This window comes from Streptomyces solicamelliae, assembly GCF_045348655.1.
Classification (GTDB): domain Bacteria; phylum Actinomycetota; class Actinomycetes; order Streptomycetales; family Streptomycetaceae; genus Streptomyces; species Streptomyces solicamelliae.
On record NZ_CP160404.1, the window covers coordinates 7,141,776 to 7,159,974 of the forward strand.

An 18,199-nucleotide genomic window follows, 5' to 3' on the forward strand; every position below is an offset into this window, starting at 1 on the left:
CCTTGAGCGGACGGCAGAGCGGCAGACCCACCCTGGAAGAGGTCGCGGCCCGGGCCGGCGTCGGCCGGGGCACGGTGTCCCGGGTCATCAACGGCTCGCCGCGGGTCAGCGAACAGGCCAAGGCGGCCGTCGACCGCGCGATCGCCGAGCTCGGCTACGTGCCGAACCAGGCCGCCCGCGCCCTCGCCGGCAACCGCACCGACGCGATCGCGCTGGTGATCCCCGAGAACGAGGCCCGGCTGTTCGCCGAGCCGTACTTCCTCGACGTCATCCGCGGGGTGAGCGCCGAGCTCGCCGACGCCGACAAGCAGCTGCTGCTCACCCTGGTGCGCACCGAGCAGGAGCGGCGCCGCTTCGAGCAGTACGTGGCGGCCCAGCGCGTCGACGGCGTGCTGCTCGCGTCCGTGCACGCGGACGACCCGCTGCCCGAACTCGTCCGCGAACTGGGCCTGCCCGTCGTGCTCAACGGCCGGCGCACGGAGGACGAACCCGTCCCGTACGTCGACTCCGACAACGCCGGCGCGGGCCGCGCCGCCGTCGACCACCTCGCAGGCCGCGGCCGCCGCGCCATCGCCACGATCACCGGCCCCCTCGACATGTACGTGGCCCGCGCCCGCCTCGACGGCTACCGCGAGGGCCTCGCCTCGGCCGGTCTCGACGCGGACGAGGCCCTGGTGGCCACGGGGGACTTCACCGAGGAGGGCGGTCATCGCGCCATGCGCGAGCTCCTCGCCCGCCGTCCCCACCTGGACGCCGTCTTCGCGGCCTCGGACGTCATGGCCGCCGGCGCCCGCGCCGCCCTCCGTGAAGCGGGCCGCCGCGTCCCCGACGACGTCGCCCTGGTCGGCGTCGACGACTCCACGGTCGCCCGCCTGATGGACCCGCCGCTCACCAGCGTGCGTCAGCCCATCGAGGAGATGGGCCGCACGATGGCCCGCATGCTGCTCCACGAGCTCGCCGAGCCGTCGGCGGACCGGCAGAAGCGCGTCCTGCCGACGGAACTGATGGTCCGCGCATCGTCGTGAGGGGATGCCGTCGCGCCCGCTGAGTGTCGCACCCGGTGAGCCGTCACGCGGTGAGCCGTTATACGGGGAGGCGTCACGCGAGGAGGCATCACGCGGGGAGGCGGGGTGGGGGCGGTCGCCGTACGATCACGCGCGGAAGGCTGTGCAGGCCGGAATCCCGGAGGTTCGCGTGGACCGGTTACCCGTGGCGGACGTCGAGCGGCTGCTCGCCGTCGTCGCCGACTGCCACGCCGCGCGGACGCTGCCGGAACTCGGCGGGCTGCTCACGGAGTCCCTCGCCGCGCGACTGGGCCTGCGGAACGCCGCCGTGCTCACCGGGGACACCCGCCCCCGCCTCTTCCAGGACTCCACCGCCCAGGCCTCCGGGATCGTCGCACCGGCGATGGAGGCGTACCGGGAGCGCTTCCACCGCCTCGATCCGATCGCCGCCGCGGCCGCCGAGGCGGCGCTGCGTGGTGACCCGGCGCCGCCGCTGACCCTGCTCGACGTCGCGCACCTCGTGGACGGGGAGCGGCGCCCCTTCGTGGACGACTTCCTCCGCCCGAACGGGATCGGCGCGGTGCTGGCCAAGTCGTGGTCGTCCCCGCCGGAGCCCGGCCCGCAGCTGGGGATCGCCCTGTTCGACCCATACGAGCGGGCCTTCGGCCCCCGTGAGGTGGCCCTGCTCGGACTCCTCGGCCCGGCGATCGCCCGCATCGCGGCGGGCCTGCAGGCGGCGCGCCCGCCCTGGGCGGACCTGCTCACGCCCCGCGAGACGGAGGCGGTGGCACTGCTGGCGGAAGGACTCACGGACGAGCAGATCGCCCGCCGGATGGTGGTCGACATCGGCACGGTGAAGAAACACCTGGCCGCCGCCCGCCGCAAGTCCGGCTGCCCGAACCGGGTCGCGCTGGCCCGCGCGTGGGCGCCCTGAGTCCTCCTGCGCCGGCCCGGCCCCCCGTGCCGGACCGACACAAAAGGAATCCCCGGCTCCCCTCGGGCCGGACCCAGCATGAACCATGACGGCGCGGGAGGGCCATGGGTCGAAAGAGGAAGAAAGGAAGCGCTTACCGGAGTGCTTACCAGTCGTAGGGCGACCAGTGCCGCCGGACCCGGTCACCGAAACTCGTGCACGACCTCGATCGTCCCGACGATGTGCGCGTTGAACAGCTCGAGCTCCTCGGCCGGCACCCACAGCTCGAGGATGGTCCGCCCGCCGGCCTGCTGGACGGGGTACCGGCTCAGGAACTCCGTCTCCACCTCGAACCGCGTCACGTACCCGACCCCGCTGTGCTTGACGTTCCAGTCCCGCGCGATGCGGATCGCGTAGTCCTCGTTGAGCACCGGGTAGAAGATCGGCTGCTCCGGCAACCGCGCCGGCCAGGCCCGCCATTCGGCCTGGCGCACCAACTCCAACTCCTTCGGCCCGGTGGGTCGCCACAAGGTCGTCGTCGGGGTCGTCGTGGTGCGGCTGGACATGACACATCGCTCTCTGCGCAGGACAGCCGCGCTGCGCGGCCTGCCGGGACGAGGGACGATACCGCCGAACAGGGCCCCGGCCGACGCAATTTCGGGGGCGACGTCGGTGGCACGCTCTCCCGTCGGCTTCGCGCTCACGACCGGTGTCTACACCGTGAAGGGCGTCCGCCTGCTCCGCGCCCGTCGTTCCCGGCCGACGCAAGGTCGAGGGTCCGCGGCCGACTGCCCGGCGCTCCCGATGGGTTCGAGCGCAACGCGTATCCGGCTGTCATCGCGAGGCGAGGGATCGAGAACTTCGGGACGGAGCGCTGATCTGCGTCGACAACGTGCCGGGCGTGCTCGTCGGGGGGCCGATAAATGCTTGGCGCTCGTGCCGGACCGCGTCCTACATTGGAGGTCGCCGAGTGGAGCAGTTCGGTAGCTCGTTGGGCTCATAACCCAAAGGTCGCGGGTTCGAATCCCGCCTCGGCCACTTCTTGACCGGGCCCGTCGCATGCCTTGCGGCGGGCCCGGTTGCGTGCGGTGGGGGAGCGGACGCGGGGCAACAGGCCCTGGCGGGTGAGTGCCTGAGTGGGCGTCATTTCAAGACATGCGGCAGGTAGATCTTCCGTCCCGGAAATGCACACAATGTGCGGGAAGTGTGTCGTTGCCCCGGAGACAGTGCGCGCCGGGGAGCGGCACGCCGCCGTTGTTCTCCTACCCAGCCGTTCTGGAGTCAGTGTGACGTCTGACCTTTCCACCCCGCAGCCGGACGACGCGGTCGAGGCCCTCCGCGCGGACCGTCCTTTCGCCGACATGCCCGCGCTGGACGGGGAGTTGTGCTTCGACCCGGCCGCCCTGGACGCGGCGTCCACCGACTTCGGTGGACTCGTCAGCAGACGGCCGGCCGCGGTCCTGAGACCCGGCTCGGCCGACGACGTCGCCACCGCCGTCCGATACTGCCGGGAGCGCGGAATCAAGGTCGCCGGCCGGGGCGAGGGGCACTCCACCTACGGGCAGGCCCAGGTGCCGTCCGGGCTGGTCATCCGGCTCAGCGCGCTGAACACGATCGAGGTCCACGGCGACACAGCCGTCGTCGGGAGCGGCGTGCTCTGGAGCGACCTGCTCCGGGCCACCCTGGCCGAGGGACTCACCCCGCCCGCCTTCACCGACTACCTGGAGCTGTCCGTCGGCGGCACGCTCTCGGCCGGCGGCCTGGGAGGGCAGATCGGCCGCTACGGCACGCAGGTCGACAACGTGCGCGAACTCCAGGTCGTCACCGGCGCGGGCGAGCTGACGACCTGCTCGCCCACCGAGCGCGCCGACCTGTTCCGGGCCGTCCTCGGGGGTCTCGGCCAGTGCGGGATCATCACCCGGGCCACCATCTCCCTCGTCCCCGCCCCCCGCTCCGTTCGCCACTACGTCCTGACCTACCCGACCGTCGAGGCGATCACCACGCAGCAGACGAAGGTGATCCAGGACGGGCGCTTCGACTACGTCGTCGGCCAGGCCCTGCCGTCCCCCGACGGCTGGAGCTTCATGATCGAGGCCGCCGTGTACGACGGCACCGCGGCCGACGACGAGCGGCTCACCCGCGACCTGGCCCCCGCCACGTCAGAGGTCCGGGACGTCCCCTACTTCGACTTCGTCAACCGGCTCGCGCCGGGGGTGGAGGCGCTCAAGGCCATGGGCGAGTGGCAGCGGCCCCACCCCTGGTACGACAGCTTCCTCCCCGCGTCCTGCGTGAACGCCGTCGTCGAGGACACCCTCGCCGGCCTCAAGAGCAGTGCGATCGGCGCGACGCCGGTGATCCTGCTCTACCCCGTTCCGACCGCCAGGTGCACGACCCCGCTCCCGGTCATGCCGGACGAGGATCTCGTGTACCTCTTCTCGCTCCTCAAGACCGCGTCCCCCGGAGCGGATTCCGCCGAGGAGATGGTCGCCGCCAACCGCGCTCAGTACGACGTCACGCGCGCCGCGGGCGGCTGCTGGTACCCCATCGGGTCCGTGCCGCTGACCAAGCACGAGTGGGCGCGCCACTTCGGCTCCTTCTGGGCCGAGTTCGAGGCCGCGCGCCACCGCTACGACCCCGCCGGCATCCTCGCGCCGGGCCAGAACATCTTCTGACCGGTGGCGCCGTGGGGTCGGTGAGATGCAGCCACCGCCCACCTACGCCACGACCGGGCCCGTCGCACCCGTTGCGGCGGGCCCGTCCTCGAACAGCCTCGCCACCCCCGTCGCGATGTCCGGGGCGAGGGCCGCGGCTTGCATCCAGTCCTGCAGCTCGCGCGGACCGTCCGGCGACCAGCGCTCCAGCGCCTCCGCGCGGACCTCTGCCCGCGCCTGTCTGCGGTCGACGGCCGGCGGGGCGAACCGGCCCCCGGCCGCACGCACATGCTCCTCCCACCGGTCCGCCCAGAACTCCACCGTCCAGCCGGGCCAGTGCTCGGCCGCACGCCGTGCGCCCGCCGACGCGCCGAGCAGCCACCAGCCGACCCGTCGCCGCTCCGGATCGACGTGGATCCCGGAATCGGCGGCCGCGGTGCACACCCGGTGGTCCGGCGCGTCCGCCAGCCGCCCGAGCAGCGCCGGTCCCTCCACGATCGGGTGGTCGTTGCACGAGGACAGCACGTGGCAGCGGTCCGCGCCGATCGTGACGACCCGCACCATCGGGTCCGGTTCGGCCAACTCCTCGTCGCCGGGTTCCATCGCGTACTCCGGGAACACCCCGAGCCCGAGCTCGGGCTCGCGGACGCCCTCCGGGTCCAGGCCCAGGTACTCCCGCAGGTCCGCCGGCCCGTCGTACGTCCAGCGCAGCTCCCAGCCGGGCCAGGCCGCGCCCAGCGCCTCCCAGGTCGCGGCGCGGTGCCGGAGTTCCGTGATCGGCCCCTCCCAGGCGAACAGGAACAGCGTCCGGCGCGGCAGGTCGATCAACGCCGCCGCCTCGCACCGTCCCTCGTCGATCCAGTCCCTCGCCCACTGCTCGCGGGCGCGGAGGCGCGACAGGACGACGTCCGGACCGGCGAGCAGGTCGAGGTCGATCCCCACCGCCCCGAACCGCGGCGCGTACGCCTCGTACGCGCCGCCGTCCTCGGGAATCACGAGGTACATCGCCCAGTTCGCCATGGTGGGCATGATCTCAAGCGCCCCACCCGCCGCCCAAGCGCGTTTACGCCCGCCCCGCGGATTCCAGGTGTCGCCGCAGCCGGTCCTCCAGGCCCCCGATCAGCGAACTCAGTCCGATCTCAAAGCCCAGTTCGGCCTCGTCGGGGTCGCGGGTGATCAGGTCGAGCGCCGAGCCGACGACGAAGTACTCGATGGCGCGGACGACCGCCGGGACCTCGGCGTCCGGCCAGCCGGCCTCGCGCAGCACCTCGTACGCCCGCTCGTACGCGTCGAGCGTCGCCGCGGAGCGGATCGGCTGGGCGGTGAGCAGCGGGACGACGCGCGGGTGGGCGGCGAAGACCGTGCGGTACGTGTGCGCCCAACGGGTCGCCGCGACCGTCCACGGGCGCAGCTCCGCGGGGCCGGTGCCGATCCGCTCGGTCAGCAACTCCCGTAGCCCCTCGACCAGTTCGGCCTTGCCCGCGATGTGGTTGTACAGCGAGGGGCCCTTCACGCCCAGCTCCGCCGCGACCCGGCTCACCGTGAGGGCCTCGGGGCCGTGCTCGTCGACGAGCCGGAGCGCCGTCGTCATGATGCGCTCGCGGGTGATCAGCCGCGTACTGGGGCGTGCCACGGGATTCCTGCTGCCTGTTCTCGGTCTCGTTCCGCTCTTGTCCCGGCCGTCGGGACCTCGCTAGCCTAACTAAAACTACGACCTCTAGTTTTATCCGCCCTCTCTACTACTCCACAGGTGATGGGATGCCCATGCGGTACGACGAATACCGGCGCTTCGACGCGACGGGACTCGCGGAACTGGTCGCCCGCCGCGAGGTGTCGGCCCAGGAGCTGCTCGACGTCGCGGTCGAGCGCGCCGAGGCGGTCGACGGGCGGCTCAACGCCATCGTGCGGCCCATGCACGACCTCGCCCGCGACCGCGCGGGCGGCGAGCTCGCCGGGCCCTTCGCCGGCGTCCCGTTCCTGATCAAGGATCTGCTTCAGGACTACGCCGGACTGCCCACCGGCAGCGGCTCGCGCGCAGGCCGCCGGAACATACCCGAGCGGCACAGCGAGGCCGTTCGGCGCTGGCTGGACGCGGGCCTCGTCGTATTCGGCAAGACCAACACCCCCGAGTTCGGCCTCAAGTCGATCACCGAACCCACCGTCGACGGCCCCGCCCGCAACCCGTGGAACACCGACCACACCCCCGGCGGCTCCTCGGGCGGCTCAGGCGCCGCCGTGGCGGCCGGCATCGTCCCCGTCGCGGGCGGCAACGACGGCGGCGGCTCGATCCGCATCCCCGCCGCCTGCTGCCACCTCTTCGGCCTCAAGCCCGGCCGCGGGCTCGTGCCTGCCGGGCCGGCCCACGGCGAGTACGACCAGGGCCTGGCCACCGACGGCGTGCTCTCCCGCACCGTCCGGGACACCGCCGCGATGCTCGACGTCCTCACCACCAGCCACGACCCCGGCGGCCCCTACCTCGCCGCCCGCCCGGAGATCTCGTACGCCGAACTCGCCCGGCGCACGCCGCGGCGCCTGCGCATCGGCTTCACCACCGCCTCGCCCATCGGCACGCCGGTCTCCCCGGAGGCCGTCGCCGCCGTCGAGGACATGGTCGGGCTCCTGACCAAGCTCGGCCACGACGTCGAACCGGCCGAGCCCGGAGTCGACGGCAAGGCGCTGGCGGTCGACTTCATGACCGCCTGGTACGCCGGCACCGCGGCGACCGTCGCCGAACTGCGCCGGGCCGGTGCCCGCGACCAGGACTTCGAGACCGACACCCTGCTCCTCGCCGCCGTCGGCCGCGCCATGCCCGCGCCGCAGTACCACCTGGCCATTCAGCGCCGCAACGTCCACTCCCGCGCGCTCGCCGCCTTCCACCGGACGTACGACCTGCTGCTCACCCCCACGCTCGCCGAACCGCCCGTCCGCATCGGCGCCCTCGAGACCCCGGCCGTCGTCAAGGCCGCGGGCCAGGCGGTGATGCGGCTCGGGCTCATCGGCGGGCTCGCCCGGACCAGCCTGTGGCAGCAGGTCGTCCTCGCCAACCTCTCCACCGTCCCCTTCACCCAGCTCGCCAACATGACCGGCCGCCCGGCCATGTCCGTCCCCGGCCACCGCACGCCCGACGGACTGCCCCTGGGCGTCCAGTTCGTCGGTCCGCTCGGCGGGGAAGACGTCCTGCTGTCGCTGGCGACGCAGCTGGAGGCGGAGCGGCCGTGGGCGGACGAGGAGCCGCCGCTCTGAGCGTCGACACGTCGGAGCCGATCGCTATCGTGCTGCCGTGACCGGCTCCGCGCAGCGTCCGCTGCTCTTCCTCGACGTCGACGGACCCCTCATCCCCTTCGGTGGGGAGCCCGGCGCGTACCCGACCTACGCACCGGATCCGGCCCGGACGGATCCGCGGGCCAATCCGCTCCTGGCCCGGCTCGACCCCGCGCACGGACGCCGTCTCGCGGCGCTGCCGTGCGAACTGGTCTGGGCCACGACCTGGATGGAGGAGGCGAACGAGAGCGTCGCCCCGCGCCTCGGGCTGCCGGACCTGCCCGTCATGCCCTGGCCGGAGGAGGCGGAGGGGGCGGACCTCGACGACCGGCGCCTCGGTCTGCACGGGAAGACCCGTGCGCTGGTCGCCCGGGCCGGGGGCCGGGCCTTCGCCTGGGTGGACGACGAGATCTCCGCCGCCGACCGGGCATGGGTCACCGCCCATCACCCCGGCCCCGCCCTGCTCCACCGCGTCGATCCGCGACTCGGCCTGACCGAGAGGGACTACGCGGAACTGGCCGCCTGGCTGCGGGCCTTTTTCTGACCCGCCGGCGACGTCACGGCCTTCCGGCGTCCGCGCGTCCCACCCGCCCGACCATCACGCCCACCACGCTCGCCGCCGGCACCGGACCCCAGACGCGGGAGTCGGTACTGACGGCCGGGTTGTCCCCGAGCACGACGAGATGGCCGTCGGGCACGAGACCGGCCCCGGCCGGTACGGGCGCTCCCGCCAGCGCGGCGACCCGCTTCACGACCAGGTCGCCGCGGCCCGAGGCCGGGATCCGGTCGGAGCGGAGCACGACGATGCGCCGGTCCCGCAGCCGACGCGCCGAGCGCCGCAGCACGAGGATCCGGTCACCCGGCACCAGCGCCGGCGTCATGCTCGCGCCGTGCACGGTGACGACGAGCAGCCTCTGTCGGGCCACGAGGAACAGCCCGACGAGGACGGCGAGCGGTGCCAGGACCGCCACGGCGAGATTCGGCATCGGTGATCGGAACTCCCTTCCCTGACGTACGAGGTCACAGTCCCGGCGCGGCGACGGGTGTGGGTTCCGCGGGCGCGCCGGCGTCGTCCCCGGCCTCGTAGCCCGCCGCCTGCAGCTTCCACAGCCGTGCGAACTCACCCTCCTGGTCCAGCAGTTCGGCGTGTGTACCGCTCTCCGCCACACGGCCCTCGCCGAGGACGACGATCCGGTCGGCGTCGCGCAGGGTGCTGAGCCGGTGCGAGATCACGAGCACGGTCGCGCCGGCGCGCAACTCCCGCAGGCTGTCGTGGATCTCCTGCTCCGCGGCCGCGTCCAGGCCCGAACTCGGCTCGTCGAGGATCATCATGTCCGCGTCGCGCCGCATGAACGCCCGTGCCACGGCGACCCGTTGCCATTCGCCGCCGGACAGCAGCTCGCCCTCCGCGGCGCCCGCCGCTCCGGTCGCGGCGAAGACGCGGCTGAGCATCGTGCGGTAGCCGTCGCCGAGCCGGGACAGCCGCGGGTGGATGCCTGCGGCCGTGGCGGCCTCCGTCACCAGGTCCTCCCGGTCGAGGCGGTCGACCCGGCCGAGCCCGATGTTCTCGCCGGCGGTCAGGTCGTACCGGCTGTAGTCCTGGAACACCGCCGCGACCCGCTCCCGCAGTGCGTCCGGTGCGAACTCCCGGATGTCGACGCCGTTCCACAGGATCCGGCCGCGCGTCGGGTCGTACATCCGGCACAGCAGCTTCACGAGCGTGCTCTTGCCGGTGCCGTTGACACCGACGAGCGCGGTGACCGTGCCCGCGGTCAGCGTGAGATCGACACCGCGCAGGATCCACGGCGACTCGGGTGTGTACCGGAACCACACGTCCTGGAGCTCGAGGCAGTCGGCCAGCGGCGGGACGGCCTCGGGCGCGGCCGGCAGCGGCAGGTCGACGGGCACTTCGCCCAGCGTCCGGAAGGCGGTGAAGGTCAGCGACGCCTGGTACGCGACGGAGGCCGTGCCGGCGAGCTGTCCGACCCCCCGCTGGATTCCGGCCGTGGCGGCGATGAACACCGACACGTCGCCGATGCTGAGCTCGCCCTGCCGGGCGGCCCGCACCGCCCACAGCAGGCCCGCGCCGAACACCGCGACGCCGAGCAGCAGATCGGGCGTACGCTGCCTCAGATTGCGCACTTCGGTGCCGCGCTCGGCGGTGACGACGGTCCGCAGCTCCGCGCCCGCCCGGTCGCTGAAGAAGCGCTGCAGGCCGTACAGGCGGATCTCCTTCACCGTGTCCGTGTCGGTGAGCAGACTCCCGTAGAACATCTCGCGGCGGCTGTTGTTCATCGTGTCGCGCAGCATCTCCGCCCGGCGGCGTCCGGCGGTGAGCTGGGTGCGCAGGGCGGGCAGGGCGAGCAGCAGGGTGACGACGCCGAGAACCGGGTTGATGACGAACACGGTGACCAGGAAGCCGGCCAGCATCACCGCGGCCTGCACACTGCTCACCAGCGAGCCCACGAGCAGGTCGGGGGCGCTGCTCGCGGCCTGCTGGGCGAGCCGCAGCCGGTCCAGGAAGGACGGGTCCTCGAAGTGCCGCAGTCCGGGCAGCCGGTTGACGCCGTCGAACAGTTCGTCCTGGACGCGCAGCCGCAGCGCCCGGGTGGACTGGCCGCGCAGGAAGTCGGCGAGCGGCACGGTCAGGGACGTCCCGAGCGTCGCGGCGATCAGCAGCAGCGTGACCGTCGTGAGGCCCTCGTCCCCGGGGCGGGTGAGGCCGTCCAGGAGACGGCTCACCAGCAGGGCCGCGGCGGTGGGCAGCAGGCCGCTCGCGACGCTCACGGTCACGTACGCCGTGACGCTGCCCGGACTCGACCGCCAGGCCAGGGCGACGGCGGCCGCCGCGGACCGCAGGGCCTCGCCGTACCGGCGGGGCTCCTTCGTGTCGGCCGCTCCGAAGTCTTCTCCGAACACCGTGCGCCGGCCTCAGGCGGCCTGCGGCGCGACGTCCGCGAACAGCTCCGACGTCGCCTCGCGGTGGGCGATCCGGCCGTCGGCGCCGACCTCGACGTAGCTGGGCCAGCGGACGATGCCGAAAGCCTCGGACAGCAGGCTGATCTCGGGCCGCAGGGTGGGGTCGTTCGCGTCGTCGGACTCGACGACGACCCTCGCGACGGGGGCGAGCAGCTCGACGAGGTCCTCGGCCACCTTGCCCGAGCCCTTGACGACGGCGACGACCCGGTCGCGGCCGCCGGGCAGCGAGGCGGCGATGCGGGCGAAGCCCGGGGCCTGCTCGCGGCAGGGTCGGCAGGTGGTGGAGAAGAAGCCCACGGCGGTGGCGTCGGTGACGTCGGCGCCGGTCAGCACACCGTCCTGACGGGTCATCACCCGGAAGTCGGGCACGGGGGAGCCGTCCGCGAGCCGGTTCTCGGGGATGTCGACCGCGGCCTCGCCCTGGGAGCCGTGTCCGTGGCCGGCGTGGTCGCCGGAGGCGACGCGGCGGGCGAGCGCGAGGAGCAGGAACAGGTTCAGGACACCGATGACGGCGTTGAGACAGGTGACGACGGCGGTGACGGCGGACAAGTGGGCCTCACTTCGGTGCGGTTCACGGGGGAGAGACGGTGGTTCACGCCGGGCGGGCGAGCAGGTCGACCAGCGTGTCGGTGGAGATCACCAGCGCGCTGACCACGACGGCGGCGAGCGCGGCGGCGAACGCGGCCGGGAACTCCGGGGGAAGCGCGCCGCCGGACGTCGCGGAGGCCGCGACGGCCCCCAGCGCGGCGATCGCCACGAGCACCCCGTTGCGGACGAGATGGGCCGGACCCACCCGCGTGCGCGAGCTTCCGAAGCACGCGCAGGACGTGTCGGAGCCGCGCCGGATCAGGACGACCAGCACGCCCGTGAACGCCACGAGGAGCAGCCCCGCGGCGACGAACGCCGCCGCCCCGAGCGCCCCGGGCAGCCAGACCAGGGCGACCAGCGCGGCTTCGGCGGCGATGACGGCGCCGGTGACGGCAGTGGTGAGCGATGCGGGTACGAAGCCGAGGTCGCGCACGGTCTCCCGGAACTCGCCGGGCGCGCGCAGCTTGCCGAGCGCGGAGGCGGCCAGGGTGACGGCGAGGGCGCAGCGGACGCCGAAGAGCAGGTAGTCCATGTCCTTCTCCCGAGTCGGAGCGCCGGAGCGTGGGAGCGACCGGCGGACGGTGCCCCGTCGGCGGCAGGGACCGCCGACGGGACTCCGCAGAGTGCGACAGAACGTCAGCAGGCGCCGACGATGACGTACGTGGTGCAGGTCGGCGCGACCGCGCAGTTCCAGGAACAGCACGTACGGGTGTACAGGTTGTCGCCGGAGCACCAGCTCTTGGTGCCGGCCGGGCAGGCGCACGCGGCGGCGGCCTCGTTCTGCGGCAGGACACGGGCGAGCGCGCGACCGGCGAGGTCGGACAGAGCCTTGACCATGACATTCCTCCGGAATGGGAGTGAGGACGACAGTGGGACCGGGAGCTCCCTTGATCGTTCGCGGGGCAACTTAATGAGCCACTCCGGGAAACGTCTAGACCAACTTCCCTGTGGGGGAGGGTGGTTGTCGTCCGCTCGGCCGGTGCCTGCGCAGGTCGCGAAGGGCGAGCGGCGCGCCGTCGGTATTCCGGATCAGGATTGGTCTAGTCCATATGCTGAAACGGGTGTGCCGCGTGCGACAGGAGGGGAGACTGCTGTCGCACGCGGCGGGCCGTGATCAGGCGAGGTACCGCGGTCAGGCGAGGTGCGTCGGGGCGAACATCCTCATCAGGGCCGGGAGGACGACGACCGACGGACCCGGGGCGGCGAGGGCCTTCGCCAGGGCCTCCGCGAGGGCGACGAAGTCCGGCCGCGCCGGTTCGGGACCTGGACGACCCGGTTGTCAGGAGGGAGCTGTGGTTCGCGCCGCAGGCGGAGTCGGCATGAGCAGCCCGCCGTGTCCCTGTGCCGCGAGCCGCCGGGCCTCGGCGACGACTGCGGCCTCGACGTCGGTCGGCGTCCGGTCGTGGTACTCGGCATCGTCGTACTCGTCGTCGAGCTCGGCGACCCGTTCGGTCAGCTCCAGCTCATGCCCGTAGCGCGCGTGGACGCGTCGCGTGAACTCCCGGGGCGTCAGCTCGCCGGCCAGCATCCGGCGGGCCAACGCCCGCGCGGCGTCCTCCAGGGCGTCCTCCTCGTCCCCGAACGGAGAGTGGACGAGCCCGAGTTCGTCGAACGCCGGCGGCAGCAACTCGTGCACGTCGTAGTCCGCCTCCGCACGCGTGCAGGCGGCCAGGATCCGCAGAGACGGACTGTCGAGTCCGGCCACCAGTGCGTCGCAGGCCGCGTCGACGACCGCGGCGGCGCGGCACTCGCCCACGCTCCAGAGCGCGGCGAGGTCCTGGAGGCGGAGGGCAGCTGAGTCGGTCGGATTCATCCGCCCATGATCGCGGCGCGGCCGGGACCGGTCGAGCGATTTCCCGCCCCGCCCGCCCGTCCCTGCCGGGAAGCGGCGGCTACCGCAGGGGAGCGCTGATCTCGATGGCGCGCAGGGCTGCCGCGAGGGCAGGGCCGTCGGCGGAGTCGAGGGCGGTGTCGGTGAGTTTGATGACGTGCTCGTCGCCGTGGGCCAGGGCGCGTTCGACCACCTCCTCGGCCGTGATCGTGCCGGGCGGGACGTACGGGACCGGCTCGTCGGGTGCGTACATCGCCGTGACGGCCGCGGACGCCGTCCAGGCGGCCCGCAGGCTCGGCGCCCACAGCTCGTGGGGGAGCGCGGGCAGGGCGCGCAGAACGGCGTTCGGCGCGGTCGCCGCGTGGACCAGCATCGTCTCCTCGCCGTGGCCGTGGGTGGCGTACCGGTGCGTGGCCGCGCGGACGAGCTCGGCGAGGCGTGCCCGTACGGTCTCGGGGTCGGTGACCGCGTCCGCCCACAGCGGCAGCTCGGCGACCCGCGCGAGCCGGGTGGGGAAGCCGCCGTCCCGTTCGGCGATGGGCACGACCGCGTCGAGCGCGGCGGCTGCGGTGCGGGGCGTGCCGTCGGCGTGCGGCAGGACGGAGCTGCGTACGGAGACGGGGCGGTGGCGGGCGGCCCAGTAACCGAGGCCGTGCGCGAGCTCGGTCAGGCGCGGCTCGGTGATCTCCCCGGCCAGCAGGGTGCGTACGGCGTGGCCGACGCGGATCACGGGGTGCGTGGAGCCGCCGTACATGCCGGGCAGCAGCCGCGGCCACCACGCGGCGAGCACGTCGCGCCAGGGGCGTTCGGCGAGTTCGCGGGCGAAGTGGTCGATCCAGTCGGCCGCGCGGCGCGGGTCCCCGAGCGCGGAGTGCCAGTCGGTGGCGGTGATCGGTCCGACGCGGTCCGGGTAGTCCTCGAGCTTGCCCGCGTACAGGTCGAGCCACCGGTGCACGCCGGAGGCCTGGCCCCGGGCGGCCAGCGCCTCCACCGCCATCGGCGCGTGATTCGTCAGCCGCCCGAGCCGCTCGGGTCCGAAGCCGTGCAGGCGGTGGAGCGCTTCGTCGAGGGTGCCGGTCGGGTCTGCGCCGATGCCTGTGGGCGCCTTGTCGCTCTTGCCCTTGCCCATGTCCGTATCCATGGGAGCGACGGTAGGCGGGAGCGGGCGACGCCGTAACGGGCCGCGGACGTAGGACGGGCGGGGGCGGGGACCTAGGGCTGGGGGCGGAGACCTGCGGCGGTGCGGGCCTTGGTGGGGATGAAGGCGACGATGCGCTGTCCGGGGTCCCCGGGCAGGTCGAAGTTCTCGTAGTACAAGGTCAGCACGCCGGCGTCGGGGTCTCGGAGCTGCTTGACCCCGGAAGCTCGCAGTTCCACGTCGCCGGCCGACCAGTGGGTTCGGAAGGACCCGCTCGCCCGGTCCAGGTCGTCGATCAGACCTGCCAGTCGGTCGTCCTCCGGATTGCGGGCGCGGGCCAGCCGGAGTTGGGCGGCGGTGGCTGCGGCGACCTCGTCCCAGTCGACGTAGAAGTCGGTGGCGGCCGGGCTCAGGAAGAGGTGGCGGGCCAGGTTGCCCTCTGCGTCCGGATCGGTCAGAACCGGCCTGAAGAGCCGGGTGCCGAGCCGGTTCGAGGCGAGGACGTCGAAGCGGTCGTCGATGACGAGGGCGGCTACCCCGCCCACCATGCCGTCGAGCATGAGGCGCAGTTCCGGTCGGACCTCCGTGGGTGGGTGACCGTCAGGGTGGCGCGGAGGGCGGGCGAGAGCGTCGAGATGGGTGCGTTCCACGTCGTCCAGGCGGAGTGCGCGCGCGAGCGCGTCGAGCACCTCGGGGGAGGGACCGGCCGACCGGCCCTGCTCGAGGCGTTGGTAGTACTCCACGCTGATCCCCGCGAGTTGGGCGACCTCCTCGCGGCGCAGGCCGGGCACCCGGCGGCGGGCACCGGACGGCAGGCCGGCGGACTCGGGGGTCAAGCGGGCCCGTCGAGACCGCAGGAACGCTCCTAGATCTTCCATGTTCGCCAGTATGTCGGCTGCGCGGATGCGCGTTGGGTGGCCCTCGCCGTACCCGTACAGGCCGGGCCTGGGGCGCCCCGCCGCGAAGCGGCAGCCTGGACGCCGGGCGGCGCGAACCGCGTCGCCGCCGCGTCCGTCCCTCGCCGAGGAGTCAGTCATGGAGCTTCAGGACCGTTACGACATCATCGAGACCTGCACGCTGATGATGTGGAGCGTCGACACCCGTGACTGGGCGGCGCTGCCGGGACTTCTCGGCGACAAGGTGGTGCACGACTTCACCAGCATCTACGGGGGCGAACCGCAGCACCTGACGGCGGCCGAGGTCACCGCGACGTGGTCGGAGCTGATCGGCGTCTTCGACGCCACCCAGCATCTGCTCGGCAACCACCTGGTCACCGTCGACGGCGACCGCGGGACGCTCACCGCCTCCTTCCAGACCTCGCACCGGCTGGCCAACCCGTACGGATCGCCGCAGTGGACCTTCTACGGCGCGTACCGGTTCGGGCTGGCCCGGACGGCCGACGGATGGAAGATCGACGAGATCGTCATGACCGCGGGCTGGGGCGAGGGGAACAAGGACATCCTGACCCTGGCGGCGAAGTCGTAGAGTGTCACGGTGACGACTCGAATGATCATCCTCAACGGCGGTTCCAGCTCGGGGAAGACGGGCATCGTGCGCTGCCTGCAGGCCGAACTCCCCGAGCAGTGGCTCGCGTTCGGATGCGACTCGTTCGTCGACGCCCTCCCCGCGCGCATGCGGACGTCGGACGACGGGATCGTCTTCGCCGCGGACGGCGGAGTGAGCGTCGGCACGGAGTTCCGCGAACTGGAGGAGGCGTGGACGGAGGGCATCGTGGCGATGGCGCGCGCGGGGGCGAAGATCGTCGTCGACGAGGTCTTCCTCGGCGGGGCGGCCTCCCAGCAGCGCTGGCTCAAGGCGCTGGGCGACCTGCCCGTCCTGTGGGTGGGCGTCAGGTGCGACAGCGCGGTCGCCTCGGGGCGCGAGGTCGCGCGCGGCGACCGCACCCCGGGCATGGCGGCAGCGCAGGCGGAGCTCGTGCACGAGGGCGTGTCGTACGACCTGGAGGTGGACACGACGCGTACCGAAGCGCCGGCGTGCGCGCGGACCATCGCGGCGCACGTCGTCTGAAGGGTGCTCTGAGACGTCCACGACGCGCTGGTGTCGGGCGAGTCGGGCCAGGACGGTGCGGCCCAGGCGCGTACCTCCTCGTCGTTCTCGATGCCGCCGAAGCGGCCGGACCGACGCGTCCGGGGCCGGTTCCGCGCGGATGCGGGGGAGGGCGGGCTCGGCGGCGGCGCCCATGCGTTCCAGGCGGGCCGGGACGTGGTTCGACGTCGCGTCGTTCGACTCCCAGGCGGCGAGCAGTGGCTCCACGACGACCGCGGCCTCGGATGTACCGCCGATGTCCCACAGTGCGCTCGCGGCGCGGACGCGGGGCCCACTCGTACTCGGCCGCCGGCAGCCCCGGAGCGCCGGCGGCGCGGTCGGCGCCGCTCAGCGGACCTTGAGCAGCAGCTTGCCGGTACTCGTCCGCGAACCCATCGACACGTGGGCGTCGGCAGCATCGGCGAGGTCGAACTCGGCGGTGACGGGCAGGGTGACCGTGCCGTCGGCGACCTTCGCGAAGGCCCGCTCGGCGAGGTCGCGCAGGGCGTCGGGTGCGCTGCGGGCGAGCGTCAGGACGGAGAATGCCGCGACCGCGTTGCCGGTCGGGGCGAGGTCGGGCTGGCCCACGCGCCACGGCTCGGCCCCGCCGGCGTTCCCGTACGAGACGAGGCGGCCGAAGACGGCGAGCGAGGCCAGCGATCCCTTGAGGCTCTCGCCGCCGACGGGGTCCAGGGCCAGGTCGACGCCGCGGCCGCCGGTCGCCTCGCGGACGGCCTTCTCGAGCGCGGCGGCGTCCTGCTGGAAGTCGCCGACGAGGACGTCGTCGTAGCCGTACGAGCGGGCGTGCGCGGCCTTCGCAGGCGAGGACACCGTGCCGTACACCGCCGCGGCGCCCGCCGCCTTCGCCAACTGGCCGACGGCGGTGCCGATTCCGCCCGCGGCGCCGTGCACCAGGACGGTCTCTCCGGCCTGGAGCCGGCCCACCGTGTGCACGAGCGCGTACGCCGTGGGCAGCACGGTCGGGAGGGTGGCGGCGGTCTGCAGGCCGATGCCCGGGGGCAGCGGGAACACCGCCGCCGCCTCCGCCACGGCCACCTCGGCGTAGGCGCCGCCGCCGGTCAGGGCGGTCACCTCCTGGCCGACGGCGAGCCCGGTGACGCCGGCGCCGAGCGCCCGTACCCGTCCGGAGACCTCCAGCCCGGGCCGGTACGGCAGCGCCTCCACCCGGTACCCGCTGCCGCGTGCGAGCACGTCGGCGAAGTTGACGCCCGCGTAGGCCACGTCGATGCTCACCTGCCCCGCGCCGGGCTCCGGGACCTCGGCCTCGACCACCTTCAGGACCTCGGGACCGCCGTGTTCCACCAGTTCGATCGCGCGCATGCCGCACCTCCGGCTCGACTGTTCAATGAAAAGCGAACACTCCCGACTGTATGATCTGGATCGAACACTCCGCAACCTCGACGCCCGAACGGGAGGACACATGGCCGCCGCCAGTCATCGCGCCGCCCCCGAGCACACCCACCCCGACGATGTCCCCGTCCTCACGGCCCTGTCCGCCCTCGCCGACCCCGTACGCCTCACCCTCGTCCGCGAACTGGCCGACTCCGAGGACTGGTCCCGCGCCTGCGGCAGCTTCGACGTCCCGGTCGGCAAGGCGGCCCTCAGCCACCACTTCACCGTCCTCCGCGCAGCCGGCCTGGTCGAGCAACGAGACCAGGGCCCGAAGCGCGTCAACCGCCTCCGCCGCGAGGAGTTCGACACGCGCTTCCCGGGACTCCTGGACCTGGTCCTGCGCAGGGCCGAGGGGGACTAGGGCCGGTCCGACGG

20 protein-coding genes, 1 tRNA gene and 1 pseudogene are annotated in these 18,199 nt (G+C 73.3%); 9 read left to right on the forward strand and 13 right to left on the reverse strand.

Annotated elements, in window-relative coordinates; all coding sequences use genetic code 11:
* Positions 1–2: 2 nt before the first annotated feature.
* Complete coding sequence (locus tag ABZO31_RS32935) at positions 3–1,025, forward strand: LacI family DNA-binding transcriptional regulator (protein ID WP_406864997.1); 1,023 nt, start codon at positions 3–5, stop codon at positions 1,023–1,025.
* A gap of 169 nt (positions 1,026–1,194) precedes the next feature.
* Positions 1,195–1,938, forward strand: a complete 744-nt coding sequence (locus tag ABZO31_RS32940) for a helix-turn-helix transcriptional regulator (protein ID WP_406864998.1) — start codon at positions 1,195–1,197, stop codon at positions 1,936–1,938.
* A gap of 182 nt (positions 1,939–2,120) precedes the next feature.
* Here the strand turns inward: ABZO31_RS32940 and ABZO31_RS32945 are convergent, their stop codons facing one another.
* On the reverse strand, positions 2,121–2,483 hold the full coding sequence (locus tag ABZO31_RS32945) for a hypothetical protein (RefSeq protein ID WP_406864999.1): 363 nt from the start codon (positions 2,481–2,483) through the stop codon (positions 2,121–2,123).
* A 398-nt stretch (positions 2,484–2,881) separates the two neighbouring features.
* Between ABZO31_RS32945 and ABZO31_RS32950 the strand changes: the two genes are divergently transcribed.
* Together ABZO31_RS32950 and ABZO31_RS32955 are read left to right on the forward strand one after the other, a co-directional pair.
* Positions 2,882–2,955, forward strand: a tRNA-Met gene (locus tag ABZO31_RS32950).
* Positions 2,956–3,203: 248 nt separating this feature from the next.
* On the forward strand, positions 3,204–4,589 hold the full coding sequence (locus ABZO31_RS32955) for an FAD-binding protein (protein WP_406865000.1): 1,386 nt from the start codon (positions 3,204–3,206) through the stop codon (positions 4,587–4,589).
* 42 nt (positions 4,590–4,631) lie between these two features.
* Here the strand turns inward: ABZO31_RS32955 and ABZO31_RS32960 are convergent, their stop codons facing one another.
* On the reverse strand, positions 4,632–5,588 hold the full coding sequence (locus tag ABZO31_RS32960) for a hypothetical protein (RefSeq protein ID WP_406865001.1): 957 nt from the start codon (positions 5,586–5,588) through the stop codon (positions 4,632–4,634).
* A 43-nt stretch (positions 5,589–5,631) separates the two neighbouring features.
* The gene (locus ABZO31_RS32965) at positions 5,632–6,201 is read right to left on the reverse strand and encodes a TetR/AcrR family transcriptional regulator (protein ID WP_406865002.1); all 570 of its coding nucleotides are present in this window, start codon (positions 6,199–6,201) and stop codon (positions 5,632–5,634) included.
* A gap of 131 nt (positions 6,202–6,332) precedes the next feature.
* On the opposite strand from ABZO31_RS32965, the gene ABZO31_RS32970 reads away from it, so the two are divergent.
* Both ABZO31_RS32970 and ABZO31_RS32975 read left to right on the forward strand, forming a co-directional pair.
* Complete coding sequence (locus ABZO31_RS32970; protein ID WP_406865003.1) at positions 6,333–7,811, forward strand: amidase; 1,479 nt, start codon at positions 6,333–6,335, stop codon at positions 7,809–7,811.
* 37 nt (positions 7,812–7,848) lie between these two features.
* Complete coding sequence (locus ABZO31_RS32975) at positions 7,849–8,373, forward strand: HAD domain-containing protein (protein WP_406865004.1); 525 nt, start codon at positions 7,849–7,851, stop codon at positions 8,371–8,373.
* Between the two features lie 13 nt (positions 8,374–8,386).
* Here the strand turns inward: ABZO31_RS32975 and ABZO31_RS32980 are convergent, their stop codons facing one another.
* From ABZO31_RS32980 to ABZO31_RS33020, 9 genes and pseudogenes are all read right to left on the reverse strand, one after another.
* A complete protein-coding gene (locus ABZO31_RS32980) occupies positions 8,387–8,815 on the reverse strand; it encodes a S26 family signal peptidase (protein ID WP_406865005.1) in 429 nt (142 codons plus the stop codon).
* Positions 8,816–8,849: 34 nt separating this feature from the next.
* Complete coding sequence (locus ABZO31_RS32985) at positions 8,850–10,748, reverse strand: ABC transporter ATP-binding protein (protein ID WP_406865006.1); 1,899 nt, start codon at positions 10,746–10,748, stop codon at positions 8,850–8,852.
* A 12-nt stretch (positions 10,749–10,760) separates the two neighbouring features.
* Positions 10,761–11,357, reverse strand: a complete 597-nt coding sequence (locus tag ABZO31_RS32990) for a TlpA family protein disulfide reductase (protein ID WP_406865007.1) — start codon at positions 11,355–11,357, stop codon at positions 10,761–10,763.
* A 43-nt stretch (positions 11,358–11,400) separates the two neighbouring features.
* Positions 11,401–11,928 carry a MauE/DoxX family redox-associated membrane protein gene (locus ABZO31_RS32995; protein WP_406865008.1) on the reverse strand — a complete coding sequence of 176 codons (528 nt, stop codon included), beginning with the start codon at positions 11,926–11,928 and terminating at the stop codon, positions 11,401–11,403.
* A gap of 104 nt (positions 11,929–12,032) precedes the next feature.
* The gene (locus tag ABZO31_RS33000; protein ID WP_406865009.1) at positions 12,033–12,233 is read right to left on the reverse strand and encodes a hypothetical protein; all 201 of its coding nucleotides are present in this window, start codon (positions 12,231–12,233) and stop codon (positions 12,033–12,035) included.
* A gap of 295 nt (positions 12,234–12,528) precedes the next feature.
* Positions 12,529–12,660, reverse strand: a pseudogene (locus ABZO31_RS33005) (acetolactate synthase); the annotation flags it as partial.
* Between the two features lie 15 nt (positions 12,661–12,675).
* On the reverse strand, positions 12,676–13,209 hold the full coding sequence (locus ABZO31_RS33010) for a hypothetical protein (RefSeq protein ID WP_406865010.1): 534 nt from the start codon (positions 13,207–13,209) through the stop codon (positions 12,676–12,678).
* Between the two features lie 79 nt (positions 13,210–13,288).
* Positions 13,289–14,368, reverse strand: a complete 1,080-nt coding sequence (locus ABZO31_RS33015) for a questin oxidase family protein (protein WP_406865011.1) — start codon at positions 14,366–14,368, stop codon at positions 13,289–13,291.
* A 71-nt stretch (positions 14,369–14,439) separates the two neighbouring features.
* On the reverse strand, positions 14,440–15,243 hold the full coding sequence (locus tag ABZO31_RS33020; protein ID WP_406865012.1) for a helix-turn-helix transcriptional regulator: 804 nt from the start codon (positions 15,241–15,243) through the stop codon (positions 14,440–14,442).
* Positions 15,244–15,400: 157 nt separating this feature from the next.
* Between ABZO31_RS33020 and ABZO31_RS33025 the strand changes: the two genes are divergently transcribed.
* Both ABZO31_RS33025 and cpt read left to right on the forward strand, forming a co-directional pair.
* Positions 15,401–15,850, forward strand: a complete 450-nt coding sequence (locus ABZO31_RS33025; protein ID WP_406865013.1) for a nuclear transport factor 2 family protein — start codon at positions 15,401–15,403, stop codon at positions 15,848–15,850.
* 21 nt (positions 15,851–15,871) lie between these two features.
* Complete coding sequence (gene cpt, locus ABZO31_RS33030; RefSeq protein ID WP_406865558.1) at positions 15,872–16,393, forward strand: chloramphenicol phosphotransferase CPT; 522 nt, start codon at positions 15,872–15,874, stop codon at positions 16,391–16,393.
* A 366-nt stretch (positions 16,394–16,759) separates the two neighbouring features.
* On the opposite strand, the gene ABZO31_RS33035 is transcribed toward cpt, so the two are convergent.
* Positions 16,760–17,752: a quinone oxidoreductase family protein gene (locus ABZO31_RS33035; RefSeq protein ID WP_406865014.1), complete on the reverse strand. Its 993-nt coding sequence runs from the start codon at positions 17,750–17,752 to the stop codon at positions 16,760–16,762.
* 100 nt (positions 17,753–17,852) lie between these two features.
* Between ABZO31_RS33035 and ABZO31_RS33040 the strand changes: the two genes are divergently transcribed.
* Positions 17,853–18,185 carry an ArsR/SmtB family transcription factor gene (locus ABZO31_RS33040; protein ID WP_406865015.1) on the forward strand — a complete coding sequence of 111 codons (333 nt, stop codon included), beginning with the start codon at positions 17,853–17,855 and terminating at the stop codon, positions 18,183–18,185.
* The last annotated feature ends 14 nt before the right edge of the window (positions 18,186–18,199 follow it).

Excerpts from the sequence above, each read along its gene's own strand:
- ABZO31_RS32945 (WP_406864999.1), bottom strand. The coding sequence starts at position 2,483 with ATGTCCAGCCGCACCACGACGACCCCGACGACGACCTTGTGGCGACCC.
- ABZO31_RS32960 (WP_406865001.1), bottom strand. The coding sequence starts at position 5,588 with ATGGCGAACTGGGCGATGTACCTCGTGATTCCCGAGGACGGCGGCGCG.
- ABZO31_RS32970 (WP_406865003.1), top strand. The coding sequence starts at position 6,333 with ATGCGGTACGACGAATACCGGCGCTTCGACGCGACGGGACTCGCGGAA.
- ABZO31_RS32980 (WP_406865005.1), bottom strand. The coding sequence starts at position 8,815 with ATGCCGAATCTCGCCGTGGCGGTCCTGGCACCGCTCGCCGTCCTCGTC.
- ABZO31_RS32995 (WP_406865008.1), bottom strand. The coding sequence starts at position 11,928 with ATGGACTACCTGCTCTTCGGCGTCCGCTGCGCCCTCGCCGTCACCCTG.
- ABZO31_RS33000 (WP_406865009.1), bottom strand. The coding sequence starts at position 12,233 with ATGGTCAAGGCTCTGTCCGACCTCGCCGGTCGCGCGCTCGCCCGTGTC.
- ABZO31_RS33010 (WP_406865010.1), bottom strand. The coding sequence starts at position 13,209 with ATGAATCCGACCGACTCAGCTGCCCTCCGCCTCCAGGACCTCGCCGCG.
- ABZO31_RS33015 (WP_406865011.1), bottom strand. The coding sequence starts at position 14,368 with ATGGATACGGACATGGGCAAGGGCAAGAGCGACAAGGCGCCCACAGGC.
- ABZO31_RS33020 (WP_406865012.1), bottom strand. The coding sequence starts at position 15,243 with ATGGAAGATCTAGGAGCGTTCCTGCGGTCTCGACGGGCCCGCTTGACC.
- ABZO31_RS33025 (WP_406865013.1), top strand. The coding sequence starts at position 15,401 with ATGGAGCTTCAGGACCGTTACGACATCATCGAGACCTGCACGCTGATG.
- cpt (WP_406865558.1), top strand. The coding sequence starts at position 15,872 with ATGATCATCCTCAACGGCGGTTCCAGCTCGGGGAAGACGGGCATCGTG.
- ABZO31_RS33035 (WP_406865014.1), bottom strand. The coding sequence starts at position 17,752 with ATGCGCGCGATCGAACTGGTGGAACACGGCGGTCCCGAGGTCCTGAAG.
- ABZO31_RS33040 (WP_406865015.1), top strand. The coding sequence starts at position 17,853 with ATGGCCGCCGCCAGTCATCGCGCCGCCCCCGAGCACACCCACCCCGAC.